Source organism: Paenibacillus sp. FSL H7-0331 (genome assembly GCF_001956045.1).
In genome coordinates this window covers 1-23280 of sequence record NZ_MRTH01000063.1, presented here as the reverse complement: position 1 = coordinate 23280, position 23280 = coordinate 1, and the positions used below count along the sequence as shown (strand labels likewise).

The 23280-nt window shown below is 49.0% G+C and carries 16 protein-coding genes and 2 pseudogenes; 17 read left to right on the top strand and 1 reads right to left on the bottom strand.

Going from position 1 to position 23280, the window contains the following annotated elements; genetic code table 11:
* Window positions 1-251: 251 nt before the first annotated feature.
* The 4 genes and pseudogenes from BK127_RS45930 to BK127_RS39320 all read left to right on the top strand — a co-directional run.
* A pseudogene (locus BK127_RS45930) lies at window positions 252-766 on the top strand (group II intron reverse transcriptase/maturase); the annotation flags it as partial.
* A gap of 335 nt (window positions 767-1101) precedes the next feature.
* Complete coding sequence (locus tag BK127_RS39335; RefSeq protein WP_076238126.1) at window positions 1102-1419, top strand: heavy metal-binding domain-containing protein; 318 nt, start codon at window positions 1102-1104, stop codon at window positions 1417-1419.
* A 65-nt stretch (window positions 1420-1484) separates the two neighbouring features.
* The gene (locus BK127_RS39330) at window positions 1485-1847 is read left to right on the top strand and encodes a hypothetical protein (protein ID WP_144026702.1); all 363 of its coding nucleotides are present in this window, start codon (window positions 1485-1487) and stop codon (window positions 1845-1847) included.
* A 363-nt stretch (window positions 1848-2210) separates the two neighbouring features.
* The gene (locus BK127_RS39320; protein WP_076238123.1) at window positions 2211-3020 is read left to right on the top strand and encodes a CPBP family intramembrane glutamic endopeptidase; all 810 of its coding nucleotides are present in this window, start codon (window positions 2211-2213) and stop codon (window positions 3018-3020) included.
* Between the two features lie 586 nt (window positions 3021-3606).
* Here BK127_RS39320 and BK127_RS46140 read toward each other — a convergent pair.
* Window positions 3607-4404: pseudogene (locus BK127_RS46140) on the bottom strand (IS110 family transposase); the annotation flags it as partial.
* 605 nt (window positions 4405-5009) lie between these two features.
* Between BK127_RS46140 and BK127_RS44285 the strand changes: the two are divergent.
* The 13 genes from BK127_RS44285 to BK127_RS39250 all read left to right on the top strand — a co-directional run bounded on the left by BK127_RS44285 (window position 5010) and on the right by BK127_RS39250 (window position 22639).
* Window positions 5010-5150 (top strand): hypothetical protein, encoded by a 141-nt coding sequence (locus BK127_RS44285; protein WP_179097780.1) that lies wholly within the window; start codon window positions 5010-5012, stop codon window positions 5148-5150.
* A 305-nt stretch (window positions 5151-5455) separates the two neighbouring features.
* On the top strand, window positions 5456-5890 hold the full coding sequence (locus BK127_RS39305; protein ID WP_076238121.1) for a helix-turn-helix transcriptional regulator: 435 nt from the start codon (window positions 5456-5458) through the stop codon (window positions 5888-5890).
* A gap of 398 nt (window positions 5891-6288) precedes the next feature.
* Window positions 6289-7524, top strand: a complete 1236-nt coding sequence (locus tag BK127_RS39300; RefSeq protein ID WP_076238120.1) for an MFS transporter — start codon at window positions 6289-6291, stop codon at window positions 7522-7524.
* Window positions 7525-7541: 17 nt separating this feature from the next.
* Window positions 7542-8882, top strand: a complete 1341-nt coding sequence (locus tag BK127_RS39295) for an LLM class flavin-dependent oxidoreductase (protein ID WP_076238119.1) — start codon at window positions 7542-7544, stop codon at window positions 8880-8882.
* A 212-nt stretch (window positions 8883-9094) separates the two neighbouring features.
* Window positions 9095-10084, top strand: coding sequence for a 2,3-diaminopropionate biosynthesis protein SbnA (gene sbnA, locus BK127_RS39290; RefSeq protein ID WP_076238118.1), 990 nt, complete (start codon window positions 9095-9097; stop codon window positions 10082-10084).
* Window positions 10085-10188: 104 nt separating this feature from the next.
* Window positions 10189-11187, top strand: a complete 999-nt coding sequence (sbnB, locus tag BK127_RS39285) for a 2,3-diaminopropionate biosynthesis protein SbnB (protein ID WP_076238129.1) — start codon at window positions 10189-10191, stop codon at window positions 11185-11187.
* A 45-nt stretch (window positions 11188-11232) separates the two neighbouring features.
* Window positions 11233-13257, top strand: coding sequence for an IucA/IucC family protein (locus BK127_RS39280; protein WP_076238117.1), 2025 nt, complete (start codon window positions 11233-11235; stop codon window positions 13255-13257).
* Window positions 13254-15107, top strand: a complete 1854-nt coding sequence (locus BK127_RS39275; RefSeq protein ID WP_076238116.1) for an IucA/IucC family protein — start codon at window positions 13254-13256, stop codon at window positions 15105-15107. The genes BK127_RS39280 and BK127_RS39275 overlap by 4 nt, the downstream gene beginning before the upstream one ends.
* A gap of 2 nt (window positions 15108-15109) precedes the next feature.
* Window positions 15110-15880, top strand: coding sequence for an HpcH/HpaI aldolase family protein (locus BK127_RS39270; protein ID WP_256711650.1), 771 nt, complete (start codon window positions 15110-15112; stop codon window positions 15878-15880).
* A 46-nt stretch (window positions 15881-15926) separates the two neighbouring features.
* Window positions 15927-17129, top strand: coding sequence for a type III PLP-dependent enzyme (locus BK127_RS39265; RefSeq protein WP_076238115.1), 1203 nt, complete (start codon window positions 15927-15929; stop codon window positions 17127-17129).
* A 35-nt stretch (window positions 17130-17164) separates the two neighbouring features.
* Window positions 17165-19285 carry an IucA/IucC family protein gene (locus BK127_RS39260; RefSeq protein ID WP_083689930.1) on the top strand — a complete coding sequence of 707 codons (2121 nt, stop codon included), beginning with the start codon at window positions 17165-17167 and terminating at the stop codon, window positions 19283-19285.
* 678 nt (window positions 19286-19963) lie between these two features.
* Complete coding sequence (locus BK127_RS39255) at window positions 19964-21379, top strand: glycoside hydrolase family 18 protein (protein ID WP_076238114.1); 1416 nt, start codon at window positions 19964-19966, stop codon at window positions 21377-21379.
* Between the two features lie 462 nt (window positions 21380-21841).
* A complete protein-coding gene (locus tag BK127_RS39250) occupies window positions 21842-22639 on the top strand; it encodes a lipase family protein (protein ID WP_179097779.1) in 798 nt (265 codons plus the stop codon).
* The last annotated feature ends 641 nt before the right edge of the window (window positions 22640-23280 follow it).

The window sequence follows — 23280 nt, the reverse complement described above, 5'->3', positions numbered from 1 at the left end:
TTCACCGTCGCTTTCAGGTTGTATATCTTTAATTCGACGGGTTGGAAATGAATTCCTTTAGTTCAACTTATATAGATGAATTTAATATTAACGAAACCCACGATTACGTACTTTATATCTATGGAGATTGAGAATGAATCAAGTTCATTTAGCGTGACAATAACTTTATCCCCTAAAACAAAAGGCTGCGATTTATACGGCACTTTTAAGAAACGCTTGAAGGAAGTACTCTTTGGCAAGCTTACGGGCGAGTGGTGCAGAACGGAGGAGCACTCAGTGTGTACAGCGTAACGGTAAACAGCTACAAGTTTACCTGAAAACACATTGGGAATCGGTGAAGGCCGAACATCTCACAGGAACGTACAGACCGATACCACTCAGATGGGTGGAAACCCCCAAACCCGGAGGTGACATACGTCTGCTCGGTATCACGACCGTGATGGACCGATTCTTCCAGCAGGCTTTTCTACAAGTAATGAACCCGATTTTTGATGCGCAATTTTCCCCGCACAGTCAGGTCTAAGAACTTCTCCAAGTCCATGTCTACCGTCCAGCGCAATCCGCTCTGGATGTAGCTCTGAACTTCTTTCACCGCGTCGTGCGTTTGCCCGGTCTGAAACCGTCAAAGGACGGTGGAAGGAACGCCACAAAGGAGGCCCTTAAGTCCGCTATTGGCCAACATTCTACTGGATGACCTGGACAGAGAACTGACCCTGCGCGGATTGCAAGTAAACGCGCAGGAGAACGCGTGATTGAGTCGGTCACTAGATTGCGATTTTAATATTAAATAGACTTTTCATCGTTATCACCTGTCCATCTTAGCATAGTTGCTTAAACAGAACCTAAACGGCAGCAGCAAAATTAAGCTGGTTTTCATCCATTTGTTTAGCTTCTGTTTAACTTGGACTACTATAATTGTAAATGAGGAAGCGATTCAAACAAGTTCCTCATCACCGCCGCTTCCGTTGGATTCCTGTTTCATTCTCTGCTAATGAAGTGTTCCGTTCTTTTCGCGTTTGCCAGCTCAACGAGACTGTTGTTGCGCTTAGTGGTTGAATAAAATTAGCACAGAGATAATAAAATTTACGAGGAGGAGAACGCATGATCGTAACAACAACAGCACTCGTTGAAGGTTCCCCGGTTAAGCAGTATGTCTGCATTGCAACTGGTGAAGTTATTATGGCTGCTAATGTCGGAAGAGATATTCTTGCTTCATTTACTGATCTTGTCGGCGGGCGTTCGAAAGCCTATGAAACCAAGCTAAGAGAGGCAAGAGACGAAGCACTTATCCCGCTTCGTCCGTTGCTGGAGAAGCTGGGCGTCCAAGTAAAATGGGATCAAGCGACCCATACCATAAACGGTACAAAGGAAGGTCTCTCCTTGTCCGTTCAAATTGGCAGCACGAGAAATTTTCTTTGAGGGCGAGCTAGAGGATCCTGATGCACAGGTCTTTCAAGTAGAAGGGTAGCATTATGCGAGGAGGGATGTCTTGGGATATGACGGACCTGCTTAATACGGACTACACCCATTTAATTTTGTGGTTCCCTTGCTTTCTCAAAGCGAACCGATCACAAGTGCAGGAGTGGTATCGATCAATCGTACCGATTCTGATCGCTACAGGTGGGCGTTGGAAGACTCAACGGTTAAAGCTAGCTATTGATGGAATCAATGAACAAAGCCGTAAACGCTGCAGAGTGCTTTTGCAACAGCCACAACCTGAGGTGATCATGGAACTTAATACGACTTTTCTGGAAATGGTGTTTGCAGAAGTTCCTGAAGGCGAGGATCCGTTTGCTCCCAGTGCACATGTGCTTGAGTGGTTGCAAAGAAGGGCTAATTGGGGCTAAATTGGAGCTCAAGGCATTGCTTGAGCAGTATGACATGTATTACCGATAGGGCGATGACCCCGTAAAGGAGCAAGAAGCAACGTCCACTCCTCGAGATGTAGAACGAAGGAATGTAAGGGCTAAGACCCAGCGTGACATGGGAGGGTAAACCGTCGAGGGAATGGTGTGGATATCTAAGGTGGATCAAAGCAACGTATCCATAGATTGGGAATTAACGCCCAACCTTTGTTTCCCCCTACGCTTTTTTCAAAACCGTTGTCACCACAACATGATATCTCTAACTCTTGAAGTAGTCGATGTTGAAATCTTAAGAAAACAAGAGAAAATGAAAGAAAATATTAATTTATACTGGGAGTGTTTATGATGTCAATCAATAGGGACATGCTGCAAGAATCTTTGGATCCCGCCCTTCGAGTTCGTCCCCGAGTACGATGGGGTGTTCTCACATATTTCCTCTACAGCGCAGTCTTCTACGCGATCTTCGTGCTCAACGGCATCGACTACATGCGAGTGGGCGAGAGTGAGCAGACCCTTCTTCTCTGGTACGTAGCACCGCTGTCCGGCGGTGTCGTGCTGACCATCACAATGGTCACGATCTACGGATGGTGGCACCCCAGCCTGGTTGAAAGGCGGCGTCTTTCTCGATGGACGATGACTCTCCCGACCATCATGATGGTCATCGCGATCGTGAACATGCTGACCGGCGATTTCACCCGTGTCACGCCCCTCATGTGGCTGTATCTCATCATCGGCAGCATCCTGGTCGGCTTCAATGAAGAGATGATCAACCGAGGTCAGTTGATAGTCGCTCTACGCAGCCGATTCGGCGAAACCGGGGTCTGGCTGCTATCAACAGCGATGTTCGCAGTCTTCCACCTGCCGAACATGTTCCTGGGCATCGGGGCGGGTGCCCTGTTCCAAGTAATGGTCGCTTTCGGTCTCGGTTCGATCTTCTACCTTGCCCGGCGGTCTACCGGATCGCTCGTGGCCGCCATGTTCCTGCACGGACTGTGGGACTTGAGCGTCTTCTCAGCGAATGGCGCGTCGTCGTTTCCCATCGCTGGTTTACTAGCTCCGTTGTTGGCGATCGCTGCAGCGATCACGGTTCCGATCATCCTCCGCCGTGAAAATCGACGCGATAGCGCCCAAAGTGTGTCACGACCAGTCGGCTGATTCATCCGTGCGGTCGACGAGCGCGCTCCTCGTCTCGCAGCCAACACGCCGCCCAGCAGTCCTGACTAGGTGCACTCGGTCAGCAGGCTAGTAATGGCCGGGGGAGAGAGAAGCCCTCCGTGCTTGTGATGTCTAACGTCACCGAAGTCGCTCACGTCGCGAAGGAACTCAGGGTTCCGCGGCAGTGCACGCATCGCTGGATCACCCGGTTCGGCGGCCAGTGCACGCCAGGAGGATCGCCCCAGGCGCCCGTGATCGATGATGCCGAAGATCCCCGCACCCGTGACAGAGGCACTACGGATGACCAGCTGGAACGTGCCGCGCTCACACGACGACATCGCATGAGCGCGGCACCACTTCAAGTCTCATCGCGCGGGAAACCTGATTTTGAATGGATGAAGGATTTCTCTCACAAGAAAGACGGAATAAAGTTCTGATTCATAACTTTTCGCATTCTAAATTTACTGTGAATTTCGGTTGGATGCCCCCTTATACCGCTTTTATCATTCGTTTTATATTTAATGCCAATGCAGAAAATAAAGACGATTGAATTTTTACAGGATTCTGGTGGAGTATGACTCATACAGGGAATCGACTGGATTAAATCATACTCTTCGATTTCTTCAGCTAGAGCATCTATGTTCTGTTCCAATTCCGTAAGATGCTCCTGGTACTGAAGAATGAGGATGATGAGAACGTTTAAATTGATCAAGGGGCTGGAGTACATAGTTTGCTCGAAGGGGTTTTGTTTTGCCGCCTCCAGCGGCCGTTTTACCCGCTCGTTAATCCACTCCTCTGAACGTCCTCGTCTCGAGGAAAACAGCTCTATAATTTTGGCATACAGCGTTTCTTTGTCCGTTTGCAAGATCGAATAAGAAGTTGGAAACGACTTTAAAAACCGAAGTGAAACGCCTGAATACATAGCCCCAAAGACACCTTTGTACGCAGGGAAGACCTGATCCAAAACAGCTTGGAACTGCAATTTAGTCTACACACACATCTTTGAAAGAGACTCATATTGTCTCGTCAGATAACGCAAATTAAGCAGTTAGTACAGCTCTCCCAGCAGATAAGCATCAGCAACATCCGTCTTCACTTTACGGAGGTTGGACTTTCTAAGCTGATTGGAGATAAGCGGATTAATGACCAAGTACAGATAATGATGTTCCTCCAAGAACTGAACCACCGGACTTTGGTAATGTCCGGTTGCTTCTAGAACAAGCAAAGGACGTTGTCCGGACGCATGCTCTACATCGTGGACAGTTTGAAGGAGCTTCGCCAGCCCTTCACGGGCATGCTCGAATTGAAACGTTCCTCTGTACGGTTTACCGTGCTCTAAAAAGGCTTGTCCATGGCTCTCTCCTTTAGAAATATCTAACCCGATCCAGGTACGGGAGCCGTGTAGTTGGTTGACATTGGACAAATATCCAGTTGGGCGCAAAGTGATGTGGCAGCGGTACAAGTGAAGGGAATCTTAGTCGGGTATTCTGACAGCACTTCAAGCCGCATAATCTCGCTACTCGGGTAGGAGCGGTCAATGTTATTGTTAAAAGCTTGAAATAGAATTCAGGTAAAAGATGGGCAGGACTGCTGCTAAGAGGATGTTCTCTTAGCGGAGTCCTGCTTTTCTAATTTCAGTTGCCGCTGTATGTAGTAGCACCAAACTGTGATCAGTATATCATGAGGTGAAACTCAAAATCCGGACCATTGCAAGAGCAATATATAAAAACGGCCCATCGTGATGCTTGACGAACCGACCGCCGCTCTTGATCCTTACGCAGAATATGAAGTTTATTCTAAATTTAATGATAATCTGTCAATCATTGACTCAACACTTTTACAGTAGGCAAGACACAGCTTCCTTGAGCGCTCTATTATGGTGAACTAAGATCAGTTCCAAGCTTGTATTGGATAGACTAAATTCAGAAAATAATTTAATAGTTTTGAGGGGGGAGTAAAGAATGTCGGAATTACCACAAAAAATATTAGTTGAGGTCGGGGAGTACTTTTGGTGAAACCACTGTAAGTCGAGTTGCATTAACAGAAGGGGATCACGAAACGGTCAACCTCGTCAAAGGCTGGATAGGGGAGATCGAGACGGTTCAAACGATGTTCGAACGCGGGGAATAGTACGCACCTGAAGCCCTTTGTATAGATATTATTTATTTGGACGAAAAAAGCATTATTTACTTAAATTGACAACATTATAGATAATGATTATTATTATCAATGATATTCGTTTTTTATCAACTTGAATCCGACACGACTATATCGTTTGGATTCTTCGACTCAAAGCATGAAACGAAAAGGAGGTTGCCCAACTAAATAATAAACAAAGAAGCCCCTCCAAAACCATTCGGAAAGACAAGGAAGCTTCTCTTGTCCACAAATAGGGAATTGAATCATCAGTATCCATAAAAGGGGGTAACAGTGTTGTGATTGTCAAGAAATTGAAGCTTACCGTGGATTCACACATCCACAATGTCAAGGAGAACGAGAAGTTAGCCATCCTTCACAGTATGATCCTCCGAGAAGTTTCAGCCTTGGACTTTTCAGATAAGGTTGTTATTACTTGGGAGAGCATAGTAAGCTCACAGCCGGACAAGGCTGAACAACTGGTTGCTGCAGCTGCGGAAGTTGGCGTATCCCATCCACCCGTCGGACATCCTTTATATAAACTAAGTGAACGGCAAAGACAGGTTGCCGAGCTCTTATGCAGCCACTATTCGGTAAAAAAGATTGCAAATATCCTGTATGTATCGGAAAACACTGTCAAAAAGCATTCTCAAAATATCAAGAAAGCACTGGAAATCGAGCAGTCGGGCACTGATTTTATTTATACCCTGAAACAGATGATCGACAACGGCTAGTTATAATCTGTAATCAGAATAAGCGATACTTCACACGTCCCTATTCAATTAAGGTCATATAGCTCCTATCTCCTATCAACGCATGACATATACAGAGTTACCATAGGCCTCCGAAGTTTCTCGGGAGGCTTCTTTGTCACGTAACGTCCGTTTGGCCACATTCAGTAGCATGATGCACCCGAGCATGAGGCTTGTCCAATAAATCCAGATAGAGAGTACTCGATCATACTTCAATTGAATAACCATAATTATACATTTAGAGAATATTATAGAACGGTTAAATATGATACTATGTTGTCGTTCGTTGATAATAATTATCAGTAACCAGCGATTTTGCTTTTCAAACGATCTCGCTGCAACAAAAAGCTATGTGGAAAGGGAGGAAGCCTTTTGCACAATTGAGAGACTGGCTGGCGACAAGCATGACAAATGATTGGAAAATAAGTTTTCGTTTACTTTGGGGGAGCCATTTCCTGTCGGTATTGAGCTCAATGGTAATCGCCCCGCTGCTTCCATTCTACATGGAGCAGCTTGGTGCGGTCGACCAAGCTTCAATCCTGATGTGGAGTGGCCTGAGCCTCGCGGCTCCTGCCGTCACAGCTGCGCTAACAGCACCATTATGGGGGAGATTGGGAGACAGGACGAGCCGCAAATGGATGGTGGTGCGTGCACTGCTCGGCTCCGCCCTTGTTCTGGTCGCAATGGGACTGGCGACAAGTCCATTTCAGCTATTCATCCTTCGTTTGCTTCAAGGAGCGCTTGGCGGTGTCGTCGATGCGGTTGGCGCTTTGGCGGCATCTCAAGCCAAGCCCGAGGAGCAAGGCCGTGTGCGCGGCAAGCTCGAAGGTGCCCTCGCGGCCGGCTCCATGCTGGGACCTCTGCTTGGAGGCATGCTATTCGGATGGTTCGGATTCAACTATTTACTGCTGCTGCTTGGTGGCTTGCTGGCTCTATGGACACTGCTCTGCTGGGTTGGCTTAAAGGAGTCCAAATCCGCTCTCTCAAAGGCGGTTAAGCCTGTTGGCATGTTGAAGCAGTTGGACGGGTTGGTCCGTGAAAGGACAATTTTTATATTCCTGCTGGCAGGCATATGCGCCAATTTCAGCCTGCATGGACTGCTGCCTGTGCTGCCACTGCATGTCAAGCAGCATCTGACCAGTCCCTCGCAAACTGCGGTTTGGATCGGTATTTTGCAAGCGGTCAATTGGGCTTCCGCCTGGATGGCCTCTACCTGGTGGGGGAGGAGGAATGACAGGAGCCCTGTCAACCGCACTTATTTTGTGGCCTCTTTCCTATGCAGCTTAGCCATTCTAGTACAAGCCTTCGCGCAGGGTATTGCCTGGTTTATTCCTTTAAGAATCCTGCAAGGCTTTGCATCGACCGCGTTAATTCAGTCCGTTTTTCTTATGGTGACACGGGCTTCACAGGGGGAGCAGTTGGGTGAAAGGCTAGGATTCACCAGAAGCACACTGTTTATCGGACAAATAGCTGGACCTCTTGCCAGTGGATTCTTGGGGGGTCTTTACAGCACCTCGTCCATTTTTACATTACATGGGTGCATGATGCTCGCAGGTGGCTTGCTGGTGCTGCGTTTTACCGCACGAACGGATTTACGCTATCATCTTTCCAAATAAGCAAAGGGGCTGTTGTTATGAGTACACCAAAACGACAAATGCATTTGAATCTGTTTATGTTGAGCACCGGCCATCATGAAACCTCGTGGCGTCATCCCGCTACAACGCCAGAGTTGGCAACCGACATTCGTTATTACACGAAGCTAGCCCAAATGGCTGAAGGAGCCAAGCTGGATTCATTGTTTCTTGCAGATGCGTTGGTGCTGACACCTGCTATCAAGTACAAGGTCACAGCGGGCCTGGAGCCTTTCACGATGCTGTCCGCTCTGGCGATGGGTACGGAACGTATCGGCCTGATCGGCACCGTATCGACCACCTATAGCGAGCCTTACAACGTTGCAAGAATGTTTGCCTCACTCGACCATATCAGCGGTGGACGAGCTGGCTGGAACAGCGTGACCTCTGTAGGAGACGTAACTGCTGTTAATTTCGGTATAGACCAGCATCCCAAGCATGAGGAGCGCTACGAGCGGGCTAAGGAGTTTCTCGACGTGTTGAAGGGATTATGGGATAGCTGGGATGATGATGCGATCGTTGCCAATAAAGAGACGGGCATTTATACAGATTTTGACAACAAAATTCATCCGATTCATCATCAGGGCAAGCATTTTACAGTGCGTGGCCCATTAAATATTTGCCGTTCACCACAGGGCTACCCGGTACTCATCCAAGCAGGCTCTTCCGAAGCCGGAAAAGATCTCGCAGCAGAAACAGCTGAAGTTATTTTTACCGCACAGGACACACTGGAGCATGGGATTAGCTTCTATGTCGATGTTAAGCAGAGAATGCAGAAGTATGGTCGTTCCCGTGAGGATCTGAAAATTTTGCCAGGCTTTAGCCCGATTGTTGGTGTGACCGAGGCGGAAGCACTTGAAAAGAAGGAGCAGCTGACACAATTGGCGTCTATTGAGCTCGGGCTTGTACGCCTCTCCAATTTGTTTGAAACGAATCTTTCCCAATATCCATTGGACTGCCCTCTACCTCTGGATGAGCTGCCATCCATTGATAAAATAAAGGGGCAAAAGGCTCGCTTCCAAATGTTCTCGGAAATGGTCCGCAAGGATAATTTGACGATTCGCCAGCTTATCTTGCACACAGCCAGCGCACGGGGTCATTATACGGTAGCGGGCACACCGGAGTATATAGCCGATGTTATGGAGGAATGGCTGGTTAAGGAGGCAGCGGATGGCTTTAATGTTATGCCTCCTTATTTCCCAGGCGGCTTTGAGGATTTTATTAGCCTCGTTGTGCCTGAGCTGCAAAGACGCGGCGTATTCAGAACGGAGTATACCGGAAGAACTCTCAGGGACCACTTGGGGCTGAAACGACCTCTCGGCAAGGTTGTCCAGCCCGTGTAAGCTGGGATTGCCATCTACACAGAATCTCTATCGGTTATTCATAATTTCCAGTTATCTACTTCAAATGGATAAAAAGGATTATCCGATTGGGTCATTTACGCTGCTTTTATGCTTATGCTACGATAGGCTGCAAATGATGATAATGATTATCATTGTCTGAGTACAGAGTGAGCTGATTATGGTATTTAATAGGAGCATAAGGAGGAACGATGATGTCATCTTTATTGCAAGTGGACCCGTCCATAGCAACAGTCAGAAACTCGGTTGCCGAATGTGTTGGGCAAACTCCACTCGTTCATTTAAACAGGCTGTTTCCACAAAAAAATGTGCAGGTCATCGCCAAGCTGGAATATATGAATCCCGGCGGAAGCATGAAGGATCGGCCTGCTCGTTACATTATTGAGCAAGGGCTCAGCAACGGCACCATCAATAGCCAATCGCATTTGATCGAAAGCACCTCTGGCAATTTGGGCGTAGCGCTCGCCATGATGGGGAGGGTCTACGGGCTATCTGTAACCTGCGTAGTGGATCCGAAGATCGCAGCTTCAAATCTAAATATTATGAGACAGATGGGAGCCCATATCGAAATGGTCGAGGAGCGTGACGACCAAGGAGGCTTCCTGAAAACACGAATCCGCAAAGTCAATGAGCTACTCCAGACGATTCCTCAGGGATTCTGGGTGAATCAATACGCGAACGAAAATAACTGGAAGGCTCATTATTCGGGCACAGGATCAGAAATTACTGCATCGTTGGACCACGTGGATATTTTTATCGCCGGAGTCAGCACTTCCGGCAGCATTATGGGGACAAGCCGTAAAATGCGTGAAAAATATCCCGCCTTGCGAGTCGTTGCCGTTGATGCAGTTGGATCCATCCTTTTTGGCGGCGCGCCCGGCAAACGGGAATTACCAGGCATTGGAGCCAGCCGTGTTCCTGAAATTTTGAATGCCGCTGAGGTCGATACGGCTTTCCACATTACAGACAAGGAATCCGCACAAGGCTGCAGAGACTTGCTGAAGCATGAGGGAATTTTTGCAGGCGGATCGTCCGGCTCTATTGTCGCTGCGATTCGCAAGCTGCTGCCGACGCTTGATGCAGCACCAGACAAGCCCTTACGCATAGTTACACTACTTCCCGACCGAGGTGACCGTTACCTCGATCTTATCTACGACGATCAGTGGGTAGCCCAATTACCTTGATACATCCAAATTCTAAATACGAAAGGTGACACCAGATGATCGATCAATCACAATTGCAGCAAGGCTTGCGTGCTACAGAGAAAGCTGAGCCTGAATGGCCCGAGATGCTTTACTTGAATCGCGAGACGATTGCCAAGCTTGGCGGCGGTTCCTCGCGGCTGTACACCCAAGCGCTGGAGGAGGCACTTTCCCTACATGCTGGGGGTGACTACGTCCAGCCATTGAAGCCTTATTTACGCTCAGCAGGCAAGAATGGACATATTGCCGACCGGATCATTGCGATGCCCGCCTATATCGGAGGCCAATTTCCTTTATCCGGTATCAAATGGATCGGCAGCAAGCACGACAATCCACAGGCCAGAGGAAAGGAACGGGCAAGCGGCGTCATCGTGCTGAACGATGCCGAGAGCCATTTTCCCATCGCTGTACTCGAAGCCGGGTTGATCAGCAGCATGCGGACAGCGGCCGTGACCGTTGTCGCAGCCAAGCATCTCGCACGCGTCGGCTTCAGGACGATAGCCTGCGTTGGCTGCGGGTTGATTGCCAAGGCACAGTTGACCTCGTTGCTAGAGCAGTTTGACCATGTGCAAGAACTCCATTTGTTCGACCAATCAACTGCTGCAGCAGAACGGCTGGCTGACCAACTACGTGGACAGTTCCCTCAAGTGAACATTACAGTTGCGGACAACGCTGAGCAGGCTGTTCGCGAAGGTGAGCTTGTTGTAACGTGCACCGTAACGGATACCCCGTATATCCCGTACGAATGGCTGCGCAAGGGAGCTTTCATTAGCAATATCTCGATTATGGACGTCCACAAGGATGTTTATCTGCAAGCCGATAAAGTGATTGTAGATGACTGGGAACAGTCGAATCGCGAAAAGAAAGTGCTGAACCAGCTCGTGCTGGAAGGAAGGTTCTCCAGAGAACAGCTTTATGCTGAGCTGGGCGAGATTGTAGTCGGCGCAAAGCCGGGCCGTGAGCATGATGACGAAATTATAATTTTGAACCCGATGGGAATGGCCATTGAAGATATTGCTTGCGCCCGCTTGATCTATTTACAGGCACTCAAGGAAGGAGTTGGCGTGAAGCTGCCGCTATATTAAACGCTCGACATGACAGTAGGACCGCGAAGAGGAGGACAGAAAGACATGCTGCACCCATTTACAACCCTCACGACTCAAGCCGAAGGCAGCCTGGGACTGGCGGAGCAAGCTGCTTTGCGCGGGTTGCTGAACAGCTACCTGCGGGAAACAGGCATATTCGATCTAAGAGATTTAGAAGGCACACCGGAAACTACTGGCACCTATCAGGTAGGTATGGCTGGAGCAGGTACTGCGCCTTGGTTTGATACGGCGGCCCCATTTGAAGACGGACTGCAGACCAAAGCAGACCGCATAACCACTCAAACAGAGAAACATAACCTCCTAGCAGTCGAGCTGGGATTGCTGCTAAGGCAGGCTAGCGGCGAAAGCTTAATCGGAGCTGTATTTGTATTGCCGCTCCCCTTGACACAAGCAATGATAGCCGGAATTATCGAATATTATTCAATAACCGGGCAGCATCGGTATGGGACAAGCTATTACATCATTCCTTCGCCCGATTCCAAGTCTGAATCGGCCTCCAGCCAGATCCCTGTTGCGTCTGGCCCCAGGCAGATCATGGATCTCCTGCTTGCCGAGGTCAGCTTCCGCGAGCAGGAAGCGACGCGGGAAAGTCGCAGCCTGGAAATGAGCAAGCAGATTGGCAACAGCATCAGACGAATGGCACTGTATCTGGAGCGGGCGCAGCTGTCGGGTACGAACGTCTCCGCCCGTCCGCTGGACTATATCCGGTCGGAGCAATCCATGTTGTACGGGCATCCGTTCCATCCGACACCCAAAAGCTCCGAGGGCTTCACGGATCTGGAGCTGGTTCAGTATGCGCCAGAAATGGGCGCAGTCTTTGCCTTGCATTACATGGCCGTATCCAAAGAGCTGATCCGTGAGGAATGGATCGGGCATCGCCCGGCCTTGCCTGCTGCGGTTCAGGAGGCTGCACAGCATAAGCTTGGCAGCAGGATAGAAGCCTACAGCCTGCTGCCGCTTCATCCGTGGCAGATGAAATATGTTTGCGCGCAACCGCTTGTCGCGGAGTTTATCCGGCAGGACAAACTCGTTGATTTGGGACCGATCAGCCAAGGGCAGGGACAAGCACAAGCCGTATATCCGACATCATCGGTCCGCACAGTCTGGGATCCGCAGGAGCAGATGTTTTACAAGCTGCCTCTACATGTACGAATTACGAATTTCATTCGCGAGAATACCACTGAGCAGGTGCGCCGCACGATGGATGCGGCGATTGTTCTGTCGGCCTTTCAATCAGGCAGTTCGGCAAGTGCCAGTCGGGGAATGCACATATTGGCCGAGATCGGTTATCAAACCATTGACTTTCCAGGGGTTACCGAGCCCGAGCGGGAGCAATTGCTGGCTTCTTTTGCGGTTGTTTACCGCGAAGCCGCGCAGTTGACGACAGTCGAGCAGGCAGCCTGCTTTGTCCTGGCCGCTTTACTGGAGCAACCGCCAGGCAGTGACGAGCCGCTATTGTTCACGGCAGCGCGGCAATCCAATGACGGCATGCTGCCGGATTGGCAAGTATGGCTCACCGCTTACCTGGAGCTGTCCATGCTCCCGCTTATTCGTTTGTATACCGAGGCGGGTATCAGTCTTGAGGCCCATGTGCAAAATTCGCTGGTCACGCTTGAAAAAGGGCTTCCAGTTCGCTATTACGTGCGTGATCTGGAGGGAATCAGCGTCAATCGCTGCCAGGCAGAGAAGCACGGCTGGACCCCCCAGCTCATTCCTACGGGCAGCCCGGTTCTGTATACGGAGACCGAAGCTTGGGAGAGGTTGAAATATTATTTTTTCGTTAACCATTTGGGAGCTTTAATTCATACCATTGCACGAATTAACAAATTGGATGAAGGTTTTTATTGGCACACCGTCCGCAGCGTGCTGCTGAAGGAGCTAGCGGTCATGGATGCAGCCAGCCCGTCCGGAGGGTACATCCATGATTTGCTGGAAAACCCCGATTTACCGGCAAAAGCGAACTTGATCAGCCGGTTTCAGGAGCGTAGCGAGACACCCGATTATGTGCCGATGCGCAATCCGATCTACGAAAGCGGGAGGAACCCATGAACGGACAGCAAATCCAAGAGAAGCCATTAACAATAGCAGGTGGCGAATGGTTGGCAGCCTTACAATCATCTGAGTATGCAAGTGTGGAGAAAAGAATACTTCGTCAATTACTGGAATCATTGATTTATGAGCATATTGTTGAATTTTCAGCCATGAATGACGAGTTGGTACCGCCTTCGGATGGTCCGAGAATCATTATAAAAGGCCTGTCCTTATCAGAGGGCTTGCCTCTTTCCTACACCTGCTACGGCAGTAAAAAGATGAGCTTCGGCCGGATTCGCCTGAATCGCCTAACCGCGATCGAGCGGGTTGGACCGGATGGTACCACTACCGAAGCGCGGTTGGGCGAATTCGTATCCGAGGTGCTGGCGCCAGTTGTCCAGCACAGCCGCCTCGATACCTTTGTCGAAGAGCTGGAACAAACGCTTATCAAAGACACGCAGGCGCAATATGCCAATCCGCATCGTGAGCTGACGGGTCAGGAACGCGCCTACGATGAGCTGGAAGCGAACATTATGGACGGGCATCCCTACCACCCATGCTACAAATCCAGAATTGGCTTTAATCCTGATGACAATATGACCTATGGTCCGGAATTTAAACCGCTCATCAAACCCTTGTGGTTGGGGGTATTAACCAATGAAAGCGTGGCTGCCCAATCCTCAACACTGGATTACGAACAATTTTTGGAAGCAGAGCTTGGAGCCGATTTGCTTGCTGACTTTAAATCCAGACTTGAAGCAGTCGGGAAGTCTTACGATCAATACCGATTGATTCCAGTCCATCCTTGGCAGTGGCGGGAAACCATTGTCCGCGTCTTTAATCGCCAGCTTGCAGACGGAAGAATTATCATGATCGGTGAGGGCACGGAGGAATACCGCCCACAGCAATCGATTCGTACACTTGCCAATGCCAGCTCTAAGGAAAAAAGCTATCTGAAGCTTCCGATGAATCTTACGAATACATCGACTGGTCGAACACTTGCCAAGCACACCGTACTGAATGCTCCGATCATTTCTGACTGGCTCTATTCCCTTGTAAAAGACGACCCAGTTGCACAGCGGCTTGATTTTGTACTGCTGCGTGAGGTGGCTGGAGTCGCTTATGACCACGAGACATGGTCAGAGACGATGCGACCGCGGGCTTACGGCACACTCGGCGCAATCTGGCGGGAAAGCCTCCATGGTTATCTGCGAAGCGGCGAGGAAGCTCTGCCATTCAATGCGCTATGCCATGTAGATCGCTCCAACCGCCAATTCATTGATCCATGGGTACAAAAGGAAGGCGTTGAGGCTTGGACGGGCAGGCTGCTAAAGGTATCCATCGAGCCTCTGCTTCATCTGTTATTTGCACATGGCGTAGCCTTGGAATCGCATGCCCAAAATATGATTCTGATTCATCGTGACGGTGTACCGGTTCGTATTGCCTTCAAGGATTTTCATGATGGGATCCGGTTTTCAAGGACGCATCTGGCAAATCCAGAGGTCTGCCCTAAGCTGCACGCGCTTCCGGGACATCATACGAGGATCAACCCGAATTCCTTCATCGAAACGGATCATGCTGCGGTTGTACGGGATTTCGTCCACGATGCTTTTTTCTTCATCAATCTCGCCGAGCTCTGTTTATTTCTGGAAGAACACTATGGCTTGAAGGAAGAACAATTCTGGGGAATGGCCGCACAGGTTATACACGATTACCGTCAGACTTATCCGCAGCACGAAGCGCGTTATCGAGTATTTGATTTATTTGCCGAGTCAATCCAGGTGGAACAATTGACAGCACGGCGGCTGTTCGGGGATTCGGAGGTTCGTCTTCAGGATGCGCCTAATCCGCTTTCCCGATTTCGGTGAGCATGATGTTAAGGGTTAATACATTAAAGCAAAAGCTTGTAAGTGGCGTCCCCGTATTCGGCTTACTGGGCTCCATTCCATCCCCTGTCGTCGTTGAAATGGTAGGCTGTGCCGGTTTTGACTTTATTATCATCGACACCGAGCATGTACTAGTGAACCCGGAAACATTGGAGAACATGATCCGCGCTGCTGAAGCTGTCGGATTGACAGCCCTTGTCCGCGTATCGGAGCCTAACCCGAAGGAAATTTTGCGGGCGCTTGATGCCGGAGCGTTGGGCATAGTCGTTCCACAAGTGGAGACTAGGAAGCAGGCGGAGTTGATCGTGCGAGCCTGCAAATACGGCCCACAGGGCACCCGCAGCCTGAACAGCGGACGGGCAGGCTTATTCGGAAAGCATAATTTGGTCGAATACATCCACAAGGCGAACGAAGAGATTATGGTCGTGCCCATGATTGAAAGCAGAGCCGGAGTGGAGCAGGCAGCGGACATATTATCCGTACATGGAATTGATATGGTGCTGGAGGGCGCAGCCGATTTGTCGCAATCCTACGGCATACCTTGGCAGACACGCGCCCCAGCTGTGAAGGAGGCGCTGCGACTGGCATTTGCCGCAGCCGAACAATACGGTGTGCCCTACTGTGCGATCCCGAGGGCAGCTGAAGACTACACCGAATGGGTGGGGCTGGGCGTCAAAGCTTTCGTGCTGGGAGATGAGCGCGGCGTTTCCTTCCGCGCCTTGCGGGCACACCTGCAAGGCTTCGCTCAAGCATAGCTAGAGCTAGAACATCATTTCATTTGAAAGGTGCGAACAATAACCAATGAATCAGACTGTTTTGGACGGAAAGGTCCTAACCACGATCAAAGAATGGAAACAAGAGCACTCCCAGCCCATATCCGCTTTTATATATGATTTACAGGCTTTGCGGGAGCATGCACGGCAAACCGTAAGCGGACTACCGGAGGGCTGCCGTCTGTTCTACGCGATAAAAGCCAATCCTACACAAGAAATTTTGAAATGCTTGGAGCCAATCGTGTACGGCTTTGAAGCAGCTTCCATCGGTGAGATTAGAAAGATTCGTCAAGTATCCTCAGACAAGCCGGTTATATTCGGTGGTCCGGGCAAGAAGGATAATGAGATCGAGGAAGCACTCCTGCTTCAGGTTACATTGATTCATGCCGAAAGCATACTTGAATTGAGACGCATTTCGCATATTGCGACCCGTCTTGGCATCCAGGCTTCCGTATTGATCCGGGTCAACCTAAGGGCATCGTTTCCTGAAGCAACACTGATTATGGCAGGAAGGCCTACCCAGTTCGGAATAGACGAGGAGCAGATCGAAGACGCAATCCTGCTAACTCAGTCACTACCTAACCTGCAGCTTGAAGGTTTTCATCTGCATTCCATTTCCAACAATCTGGATGCCCATTTGCACGCCAAATTGATTTCCGTTTATCTGGAGCGGGTGAAAGGCTGGCGGGAGCGCTTCGGGTTGACGCTCAACTATTTGAATGCGGGGGGAGGCTTCGGCATTTCGTATACGGATTCGGAGCGTAAATTTGAGTGGGATACCTTTGTTTCGGAGCTTCGTCAGGTTCTGGATCAGAATGCCATACCCGGAGTTGAGCTATTATTCGAGCCAGGTCGCTATATAGCCGCAGCCTGCGGTTATTATGCCACCGAGGTAGTGGACCTGAAATGCAACCATGGCAAACATTACGCGATTCTGCGCGGCGGCTCCCACCATTTCCGGTTGCCCGGCGCTTGGCAGCACAGCCATCCGTTCGAGATTGTTCCCGTTGAGCAATGGAATTATCCCTTCGGTCGTCCGGAAGTACGGGATGTGGAAATAACGGTGGCAGGTGAGCTCTGCACGCCCAAGGATGTACTGGCCCGAGATATTCAGGTATCTCGTCTGCGTGTCGGAGATATCCTGCTATTCACTCTTGCCGGCGCTTATGGTTGGACGATTTCGGCTCATGACTTTCTGAGCCATGAGCACCCTGACCATATTTTTCTGTAATCCCTTGATTGATAATTGAATAGGAGAGAATCAGTATGAATGGAGCTTTTACACGTTCGGTCGAGCCGGACAAGAAGCAAGGTTGGCAGTTTGTTGGGAAGATATCCTCATCCGCCGGACAGCACACTTTACATGCTCAGACTTCTGCAAGCGAATCGCAGGAACGGATACTTACGGATTTGGTCAATGCTTTGCTGGTTGAAGGCTTATTAGACGTAGGCGGCAGGGGTGAACTGCTGGATGTCCCCAACAGCGGGACTCTTTCCCCTCATTTGTTGTCTTTCCTTCAGGGGCAAGGGCTTCAGCGTAAGAATACAGTGCATGTTGCATCCACAGAGGCAGAGAGCGCATTACAAACGCAAACAAATAACGACTCTGCCTTTTATTTCCGCTGGTGGGTGGATCGAGGGAACGGACGATTTCTTATCTTTCCGGTAAGTGCGGCTGTCACTCAATCTTATCGCTATTCTTCCGGCGATGGTGTATACGAGGTGGACGGAACAAATCAGCACCTTGGCGCTGATCCTACCAGGCTGGGAGCGATGGAACTGCTAGAACGGGTGACGGAGTCGCTATATGGTACCCAAGAGCAGGGGCAGGCGAGTAACTGCAGCAACGAAGAAGACAGCAGTGTCGCTCGGCTAAAGCAGTTGCTCCTGCTATCGTTGGAGCAAACTAACTGGTCGGATGCTTACGCAGCCGTTACAGCCGCCAAAGCCAAGATCGATTCGCTCAACTCCGAATCTCCTTGGAGCCTCGTTGAACAGGAACGTCGCGCTGCATTCCGCGACCGCCCCTTCCATCCTGTGGCGAAAGCAAAGGGGGGCTGGACACAAGCTGATTATGAAGCATTCAGCGCGGAATCGGGAAAACCAATCACGCTGGAATGGATCGCTGTCCAACGCGATTACGTACTAAGCGGCAGCGGGAGCAGCAAGGATAATAAGCCTGAGGGACTGCCGGAAGTGACACCTGCCGATTTGCTCCTTTCACTTGAAGACCGTTCATCCGTGCACAACGCGCTGGAACGACAGGGACTGTCGCCCGAGCAATACATCGCGTTGCCTGTGCATCCATGGCAGCGGTCTTCAATGCTGCCGCACATGATTCGCGCGGAGCTGGAATCGGGCATTTGTGTTCCGCTGGATGTGGCGACCGGCGTTTATTACGCCACATCCTCAGCCCGATCTCTCGCACCACAGAACGGAAGCAACAGGCACCTCAAGCTGCCGCTTGGGATCGTTTCGCTGGGTGCGGTGCGCTATTTACCTGCCGTTCACATGATGAACGGCGAGCGTGGACAGCGCCTGCTTGAGCAAGCGCTGGCGCTCGATCCGGTGCTTCGTGAGCGTTTAAGCCTATGCGATGAAAAGAGCTGGTGGGCGTATTTGCCGGAGAACGGCGATTATTTCGCTGAGCCCCCTCGCCACCTCTCTGCTTTGGTCCGTCAGTATCCGGCTGCGTTAACCGAGGCTGGCAATAGCCGGATTGTGCCGATGTCCGCCTTGGCCGTTCATACTACAGACGGAACTGATCCTATCCTGGATATTTGGATACGAGAGCGGGGCTTAAGCCCGTCCGCAGAATCAGCAGCCCAGCTGTTTAAGGAAGTCTGCCTGCAGTTTTTCACTATTTGTCTGCGCCTGTTCCGGTTAGGTGTGATGCCGGAAATTCATGGACAGAACGTGGTATTGACTCTTAAAGACGGAATGATAACCGGTATGCTGCTGCGCGACCACGACTCGATCCGGCTGCATGTTCCGTGGATGGATCAACACGGTCTTGACGATCCCCATTACAAGATGAAACCGGGTTATCCGAATTCGCTCTATAATGAAACACCTCAAAAGCTGCTGTTATATTTGCAAACCCTGGGCATTCAGGTGAATCTGTACTCGATTCTTGAAGCGATAGCAAGCCTTTATTCTATGGATGAAAAGCAGCTGTGGCAAGTACTGAAGGATAGCCTGTATCAGGCTATCGAGCTTGCCGAATTGACTGGGGCTGTTAAAGAGTTGGTGGTAACCTCCTTGTTTGAAAAACCGATATGGCCATGGAAAAATCTGATCAAACCCTTACTGGAGCAGGAAGGAACACCTACAGGCAGTATGCCGGCAGGAATGGGAGAGACTGTAAATCCGTTCCACCGTTTTTAAAAGACCATCCATTTTGTTGAAACCCTTATACAATAATTCAAATGGGAAGCGCCCTGCTCTCAAGAGGCTGGGTACTTGTTCGGGACGTCAAAGAAGTCCATATAAACGGTGTTTTACGAAGTATTAACGTTATGGGTTTAAAACCACACTCAAGGAAGATCATCGTAGAAAAGCTTATTGAGGGTATTTATCCAGTTGTAACAGATTTATATCGAAACAATAATCTTAATCTTGCAACTGGGAAGAGGAATGTAAAGTATTTTTCTGTTCGTACCTCACTGCTGTTGAATGGCTAAATAAGATATTTGGTTTAGTGGCATAGACAAAGTAAAGTTTGTCGGGTAACTGCGAACTTTTTTAAATCCTTGCACCAGAACCACTTTATCAAAGAACGGTAGTCCAAAAATACAGCGACAAGTCTAGGACTTTATTTTCTCGTCCAAGACTGTCGCTGTTTCGATTTCTGGTGTCAGTCTAATACTAATTACTCAGAGGAACGTCCGAAGAAAGAACGAATGGACAAGCGTATGTAACGTGGCTATCGTGCGGGTAGCCTACAACAATTTCAATTAACGGTAAAAGGCTCTGAGCATAATAATGGACATTAGCCTAGAATGCTATAGACATTAGCGGAATAATGTATCTATAGAAGTTAAAGCGCGAGAGCGAGGTAAATCCATGCAAATCCATGTGGTGCAAAGAGGAGAAAATCTTTGGCTGATTTCTAAGCGATATGGTGTTCATATCAATCGGATTATTGCAGTAAACGAGCTCGAGGATCCCAATCATTTAGTTATCGGTTTGGCGTTGCTCATTCCGGAGCCTTATCCCGAATATGTGGTGCGGTCAGGAGACACTCTGAGGACGATTGCCGACCGTTATGTCATAAGCGTAGAGGCTATTGCTCGGGCAAATTCAATCTCCGATGTCGAGCAACTTACACCAGGGCAAGTATTAGTGATTCCGGTTTTGTATCATACCGTACGGCCGGGGGAGTCCCTATGGGCGATTGCTCACCGCTACGGTGTTTCTATGCAGGCTATTTCACAAGCCAATGGGATTACGAATCTTAACTTTATTTATCCAGGTCAAACCTTGAAAATCCCGGAAAAGCAGAAGGAGACCATCGATGTCAACGGTTATACCAACGTATTCGGAGAGACAGCTGTCAGGCAAGTTCGGCAGGATGGGGTGCATCTAACTTACGTATGTCCCTTTGGATACCGTATGAAGGATGATGGGAGCCTGGAATCGGTAGATGATCAGGCGCTTATTGCAGCCGCTTACGACGAACATGTTGTACCAGTCATGTCGATCACCAACTTTTCCGCTACGGAAGCCGGATCGAAGCTGGCCCATACCATTTTGTCCAGCCCTGAATTGCAAAATAAGCTGGTGACCAACATCTTAACGATCATGGAAACCAAAGGTTATCGCGGTTTAAATGTTGATTTTGAGAACGTGTACCCAAGCGACCGTGAGTCCTATAATCAATTTCTTCGACTGGCTGTCCGCAGGCTGCATGAGAAAGGATATTTCGTCTCATCCGCGCTTGCCCCCAAAACCAGTTCTGATCAGAAGGGGCTGCTTTACGAAGCCCATGATTATGCTGCGCATGGAGATATTGTTGACTTTGTCGTCCTCATGACGTACGAGTGGGGATACCGTTTCGGTCCACCACAGGCCATATCGCCTATCAACGAAATACGGCGAGTTCTCGACTATGCAGTCACTGTCATCCCGAGAAATAAAATATTTATGGGCTTCCAGCTTTACGCACGCGATTGGCTGCTTCCACATGTAAATGGACAGCAGGCTGAAACGTTCAGTATGCAAGAAGCCGTGCGTCGCGCGATCAGGCATGGAGCGGAGATCAAGTACGATCCAGTGTCCCAGACCCCATACTATCGATATGTCGATGATAAGCAACGAACACATGAAGTCTGGTTTGAGGATGCAAGAAGCGCTCAGGCAAAATTCGACCTCGTTAAGTCCTATAACTTGAGAGGAGTCAGTTATTGGGTGCTGGGTTATCCGTTCCCGCAAAATTGGGCGTTGCTCGAAGATAATTTTCATGTTCACAAGCTCATATGACGTATATGCGAAAACAACCATAATCCAATTTACATTTATGGATTGGAATATCCAGAAAATTTCGAAAGTGAATCTAGGGATATTGATAAGCATGTATTAGGCTTATGTGCTCCCACTAAGTACTTGCATTATTAGATGAGCCGTATGGGATGCGGCTCATTCTTGTTTTTAACGAATTTTTAGGGAAGACAGACCAGACCATTGAGGGCTAATCGGACAATGTTCTTGTCATCCGACACCGGCAGCGGGAAATAGCATTTGAAAGTTCTTCAAGTTAAAAAATATTTACTTCACAGAATAACGGTTCTGTGATAACAATCCTGCCATTTAGCTTAATTAAATTCCTCCTCTGGAGCTGAGGGGACGGGTAGCGCGGCCTAGCTTGAATCAAAGGCGTCACTAAGTTAGGCATATGCCCGTGGACGTATGCCCATCATTTTCATATACATACATAAAACATGTGTGAGCAGAAGAGGGAGATCTATGAGCAAGAATCTGTTCGATATCCAGACCGCCATTTTATTGTCCGCACTTTGCAGCCAAAGCTATCAACAGTTTGAAAGCGCCGACGGAACTTTTGTTCTGCCGCGTCGTTACCAGTTGATTACTGAATTTGAAGCCGCGTCATTTACAGGAAGAAAAGAACTGTTCGGCTTTATCGCCGAGGCAGCGGACCGGATCGTCCTTGTGTTTCGCGGAACGAATACCAAATCGGACTGGATATCCAATGCAATCGCCAGACAGAGCGCCTTTCCCTATGCGAAGAACAGCGGCTCCGTGCACCAGGGGTTTCTCAGGATTTACGAATCGGCTCGGCAACCCGTCTTGTCAGCCTTGCAGTCTCTTTCCCACCATAAGCCGCTTTATATTACAGGGCATAGCCTTGGCGGTGCGCTTGCCCATCTATGCGCCGTTGACACCGCAGTGAATAGCGGCTTCAGTGATCCTATCGTTTATACGTATGCTTCACCTCGTGTGGGGAACGCTGAATTTTCAAGTACCTTCAACCAAATATTCGATCGGCATCGAATTCACAACCCGTTCGATCTCGTCCCGCAGGTGCCGCCCATTCTCTATAAATCTCCGAAAACAGGCCAAATCTACACCTACTTACACGCCCAAAAAAGCCGTGATCTACGTTTCCAAAAGGGATCTGTCGCCGCCAATCACGAAATTGCCAACTACTTCACCGAGCTTGCGCTGCAGGACCCCATTTATACGCAGCTGTTGTGCACGGGCAATCCCGGGTTGTGTCCATAACTATTTTCCGTGGTCGCTGGTGTTGAAGTCGACAAGTTCTTGTCTCCCCACAATTATATCATTTCATTTGGCTCTAGTCCTAGTTAATATCAATCCATTTTACGATAATTTCATCAATCAAATCTTGACTAGGAGTCTTTGTATTCTTTGTATTCTTTACTACTTTGTTGGATTCCGAAACTTTTGGAGCCGAATGTTGACGCTATGCAACCATCTCTACTGCGAGAAAACTGTTGGCCGCCGAAGTTGGTTGCATGCAGGGGGAATTCAGGATTGTATAGGTTACTCATAAGAATTGTGGTATTAGGTTGATTAATCAGGCTTTTACTTTTTTATGTAGGAACATTTGTGTCGTGGCAAAACGCACAAATATTCCTACATTGTCGTTAAACGACACAAAAGCTCCTACATTCTGAGTGAGTCACTAAAGACATCATAAAAACTCACAGCCTACTTTGACCTTATGTAAAATGACTAACCATTTAAATGGATAATTGCATGCAAAAAATAGGGGTATTATGGTATTATTGTCCGTAAATAATGAAAATTTAGACTAAATAATAATGTTTATACAATGAGACTGACTACGTCGCTCAACTAACGGGGCAGCATAGTTAAACAACCTACCCTATTGCGTTATT

Coding starts and splice junctions, on each gene's coding strand:
- BK127_RS39335 (WP_076238126.1), top strand. CDS start 1,102: ATGATCGTAACAACAACAGCACTCGTTGAAGGTTCCCCGGTTAAGCAG.
- BK127_RS39330 (WP_144026702.1), top strand. CDS start 1,485: ATGTCTTGGGATATGACGGACCTGCTTAATACGGACTACACCCATTTA.
- BK127_RS39320 (WP_076238123.1), top strand. CDS start 2,211: ATGTCAATCAATAGGGACATGCTGCAAGAATCTTTGGATCCCGCCCTT.
- BK127_RS39295 (WP_076238119.1), top strand. CDS start 7,542: ATGAGTACACCAAAACGACAAATGCATTTGAATCTGTTTATGTTGAGC.
- sbnA (WP_076238118.1), top strand. CDS start 9,095: ATGTCATCTTTATTGCAAGTGGACCCGTCCATAGCAACAGTCAGAAAC.
- sbnB (WP_076238129.1), top strand. CDS start 10,189: ATGCTTTACTTGAATCGCGAGACGATTGCCAAGCTTGGCGGCGGTTCC.
- BK127_RS39280 (WP_076238117.1), top strand. CDS start 11,233: ATGCTGCACCCATTTACAACCCTCACGACTCAAGCCGAAGGCAGCCTG.
- BK127_RS39275 (WP_076238116.1), top strand. CDS start 13,254: ATGAACGGACAGCAAATCCAAGAGAAGCCATTAACAATAGCAGGTGGC.
- BK127_RS39270 (WP_256711650.1), top strand. CDS start 15,110: ATGATGTTAAGGGTTAATACATTAAAGCAAAAGCTTGTAAGTGGCGTC.
- BK127_RS39265 (WP_076238115.1), top strand. CDS start 15,927: ATGAATCAGACTGTTTTGGACGGAAAGGTCCTAACCACGATCAAAGAA.
- BK127_RS39260 (WP_083689930.1), top strand. CDS start 17,165: ATGAATGGAGCTTTTACACGTTCGGTCGAGCCGGACAAGAAGCAAGGT.
- BK127_RS39255 (WP_076238114.1), top strand. CDS start 19,964: ATGCAAATCCATGTGGTGCAAAGAGGAGAAAATCTTTGGCTGATTTCT.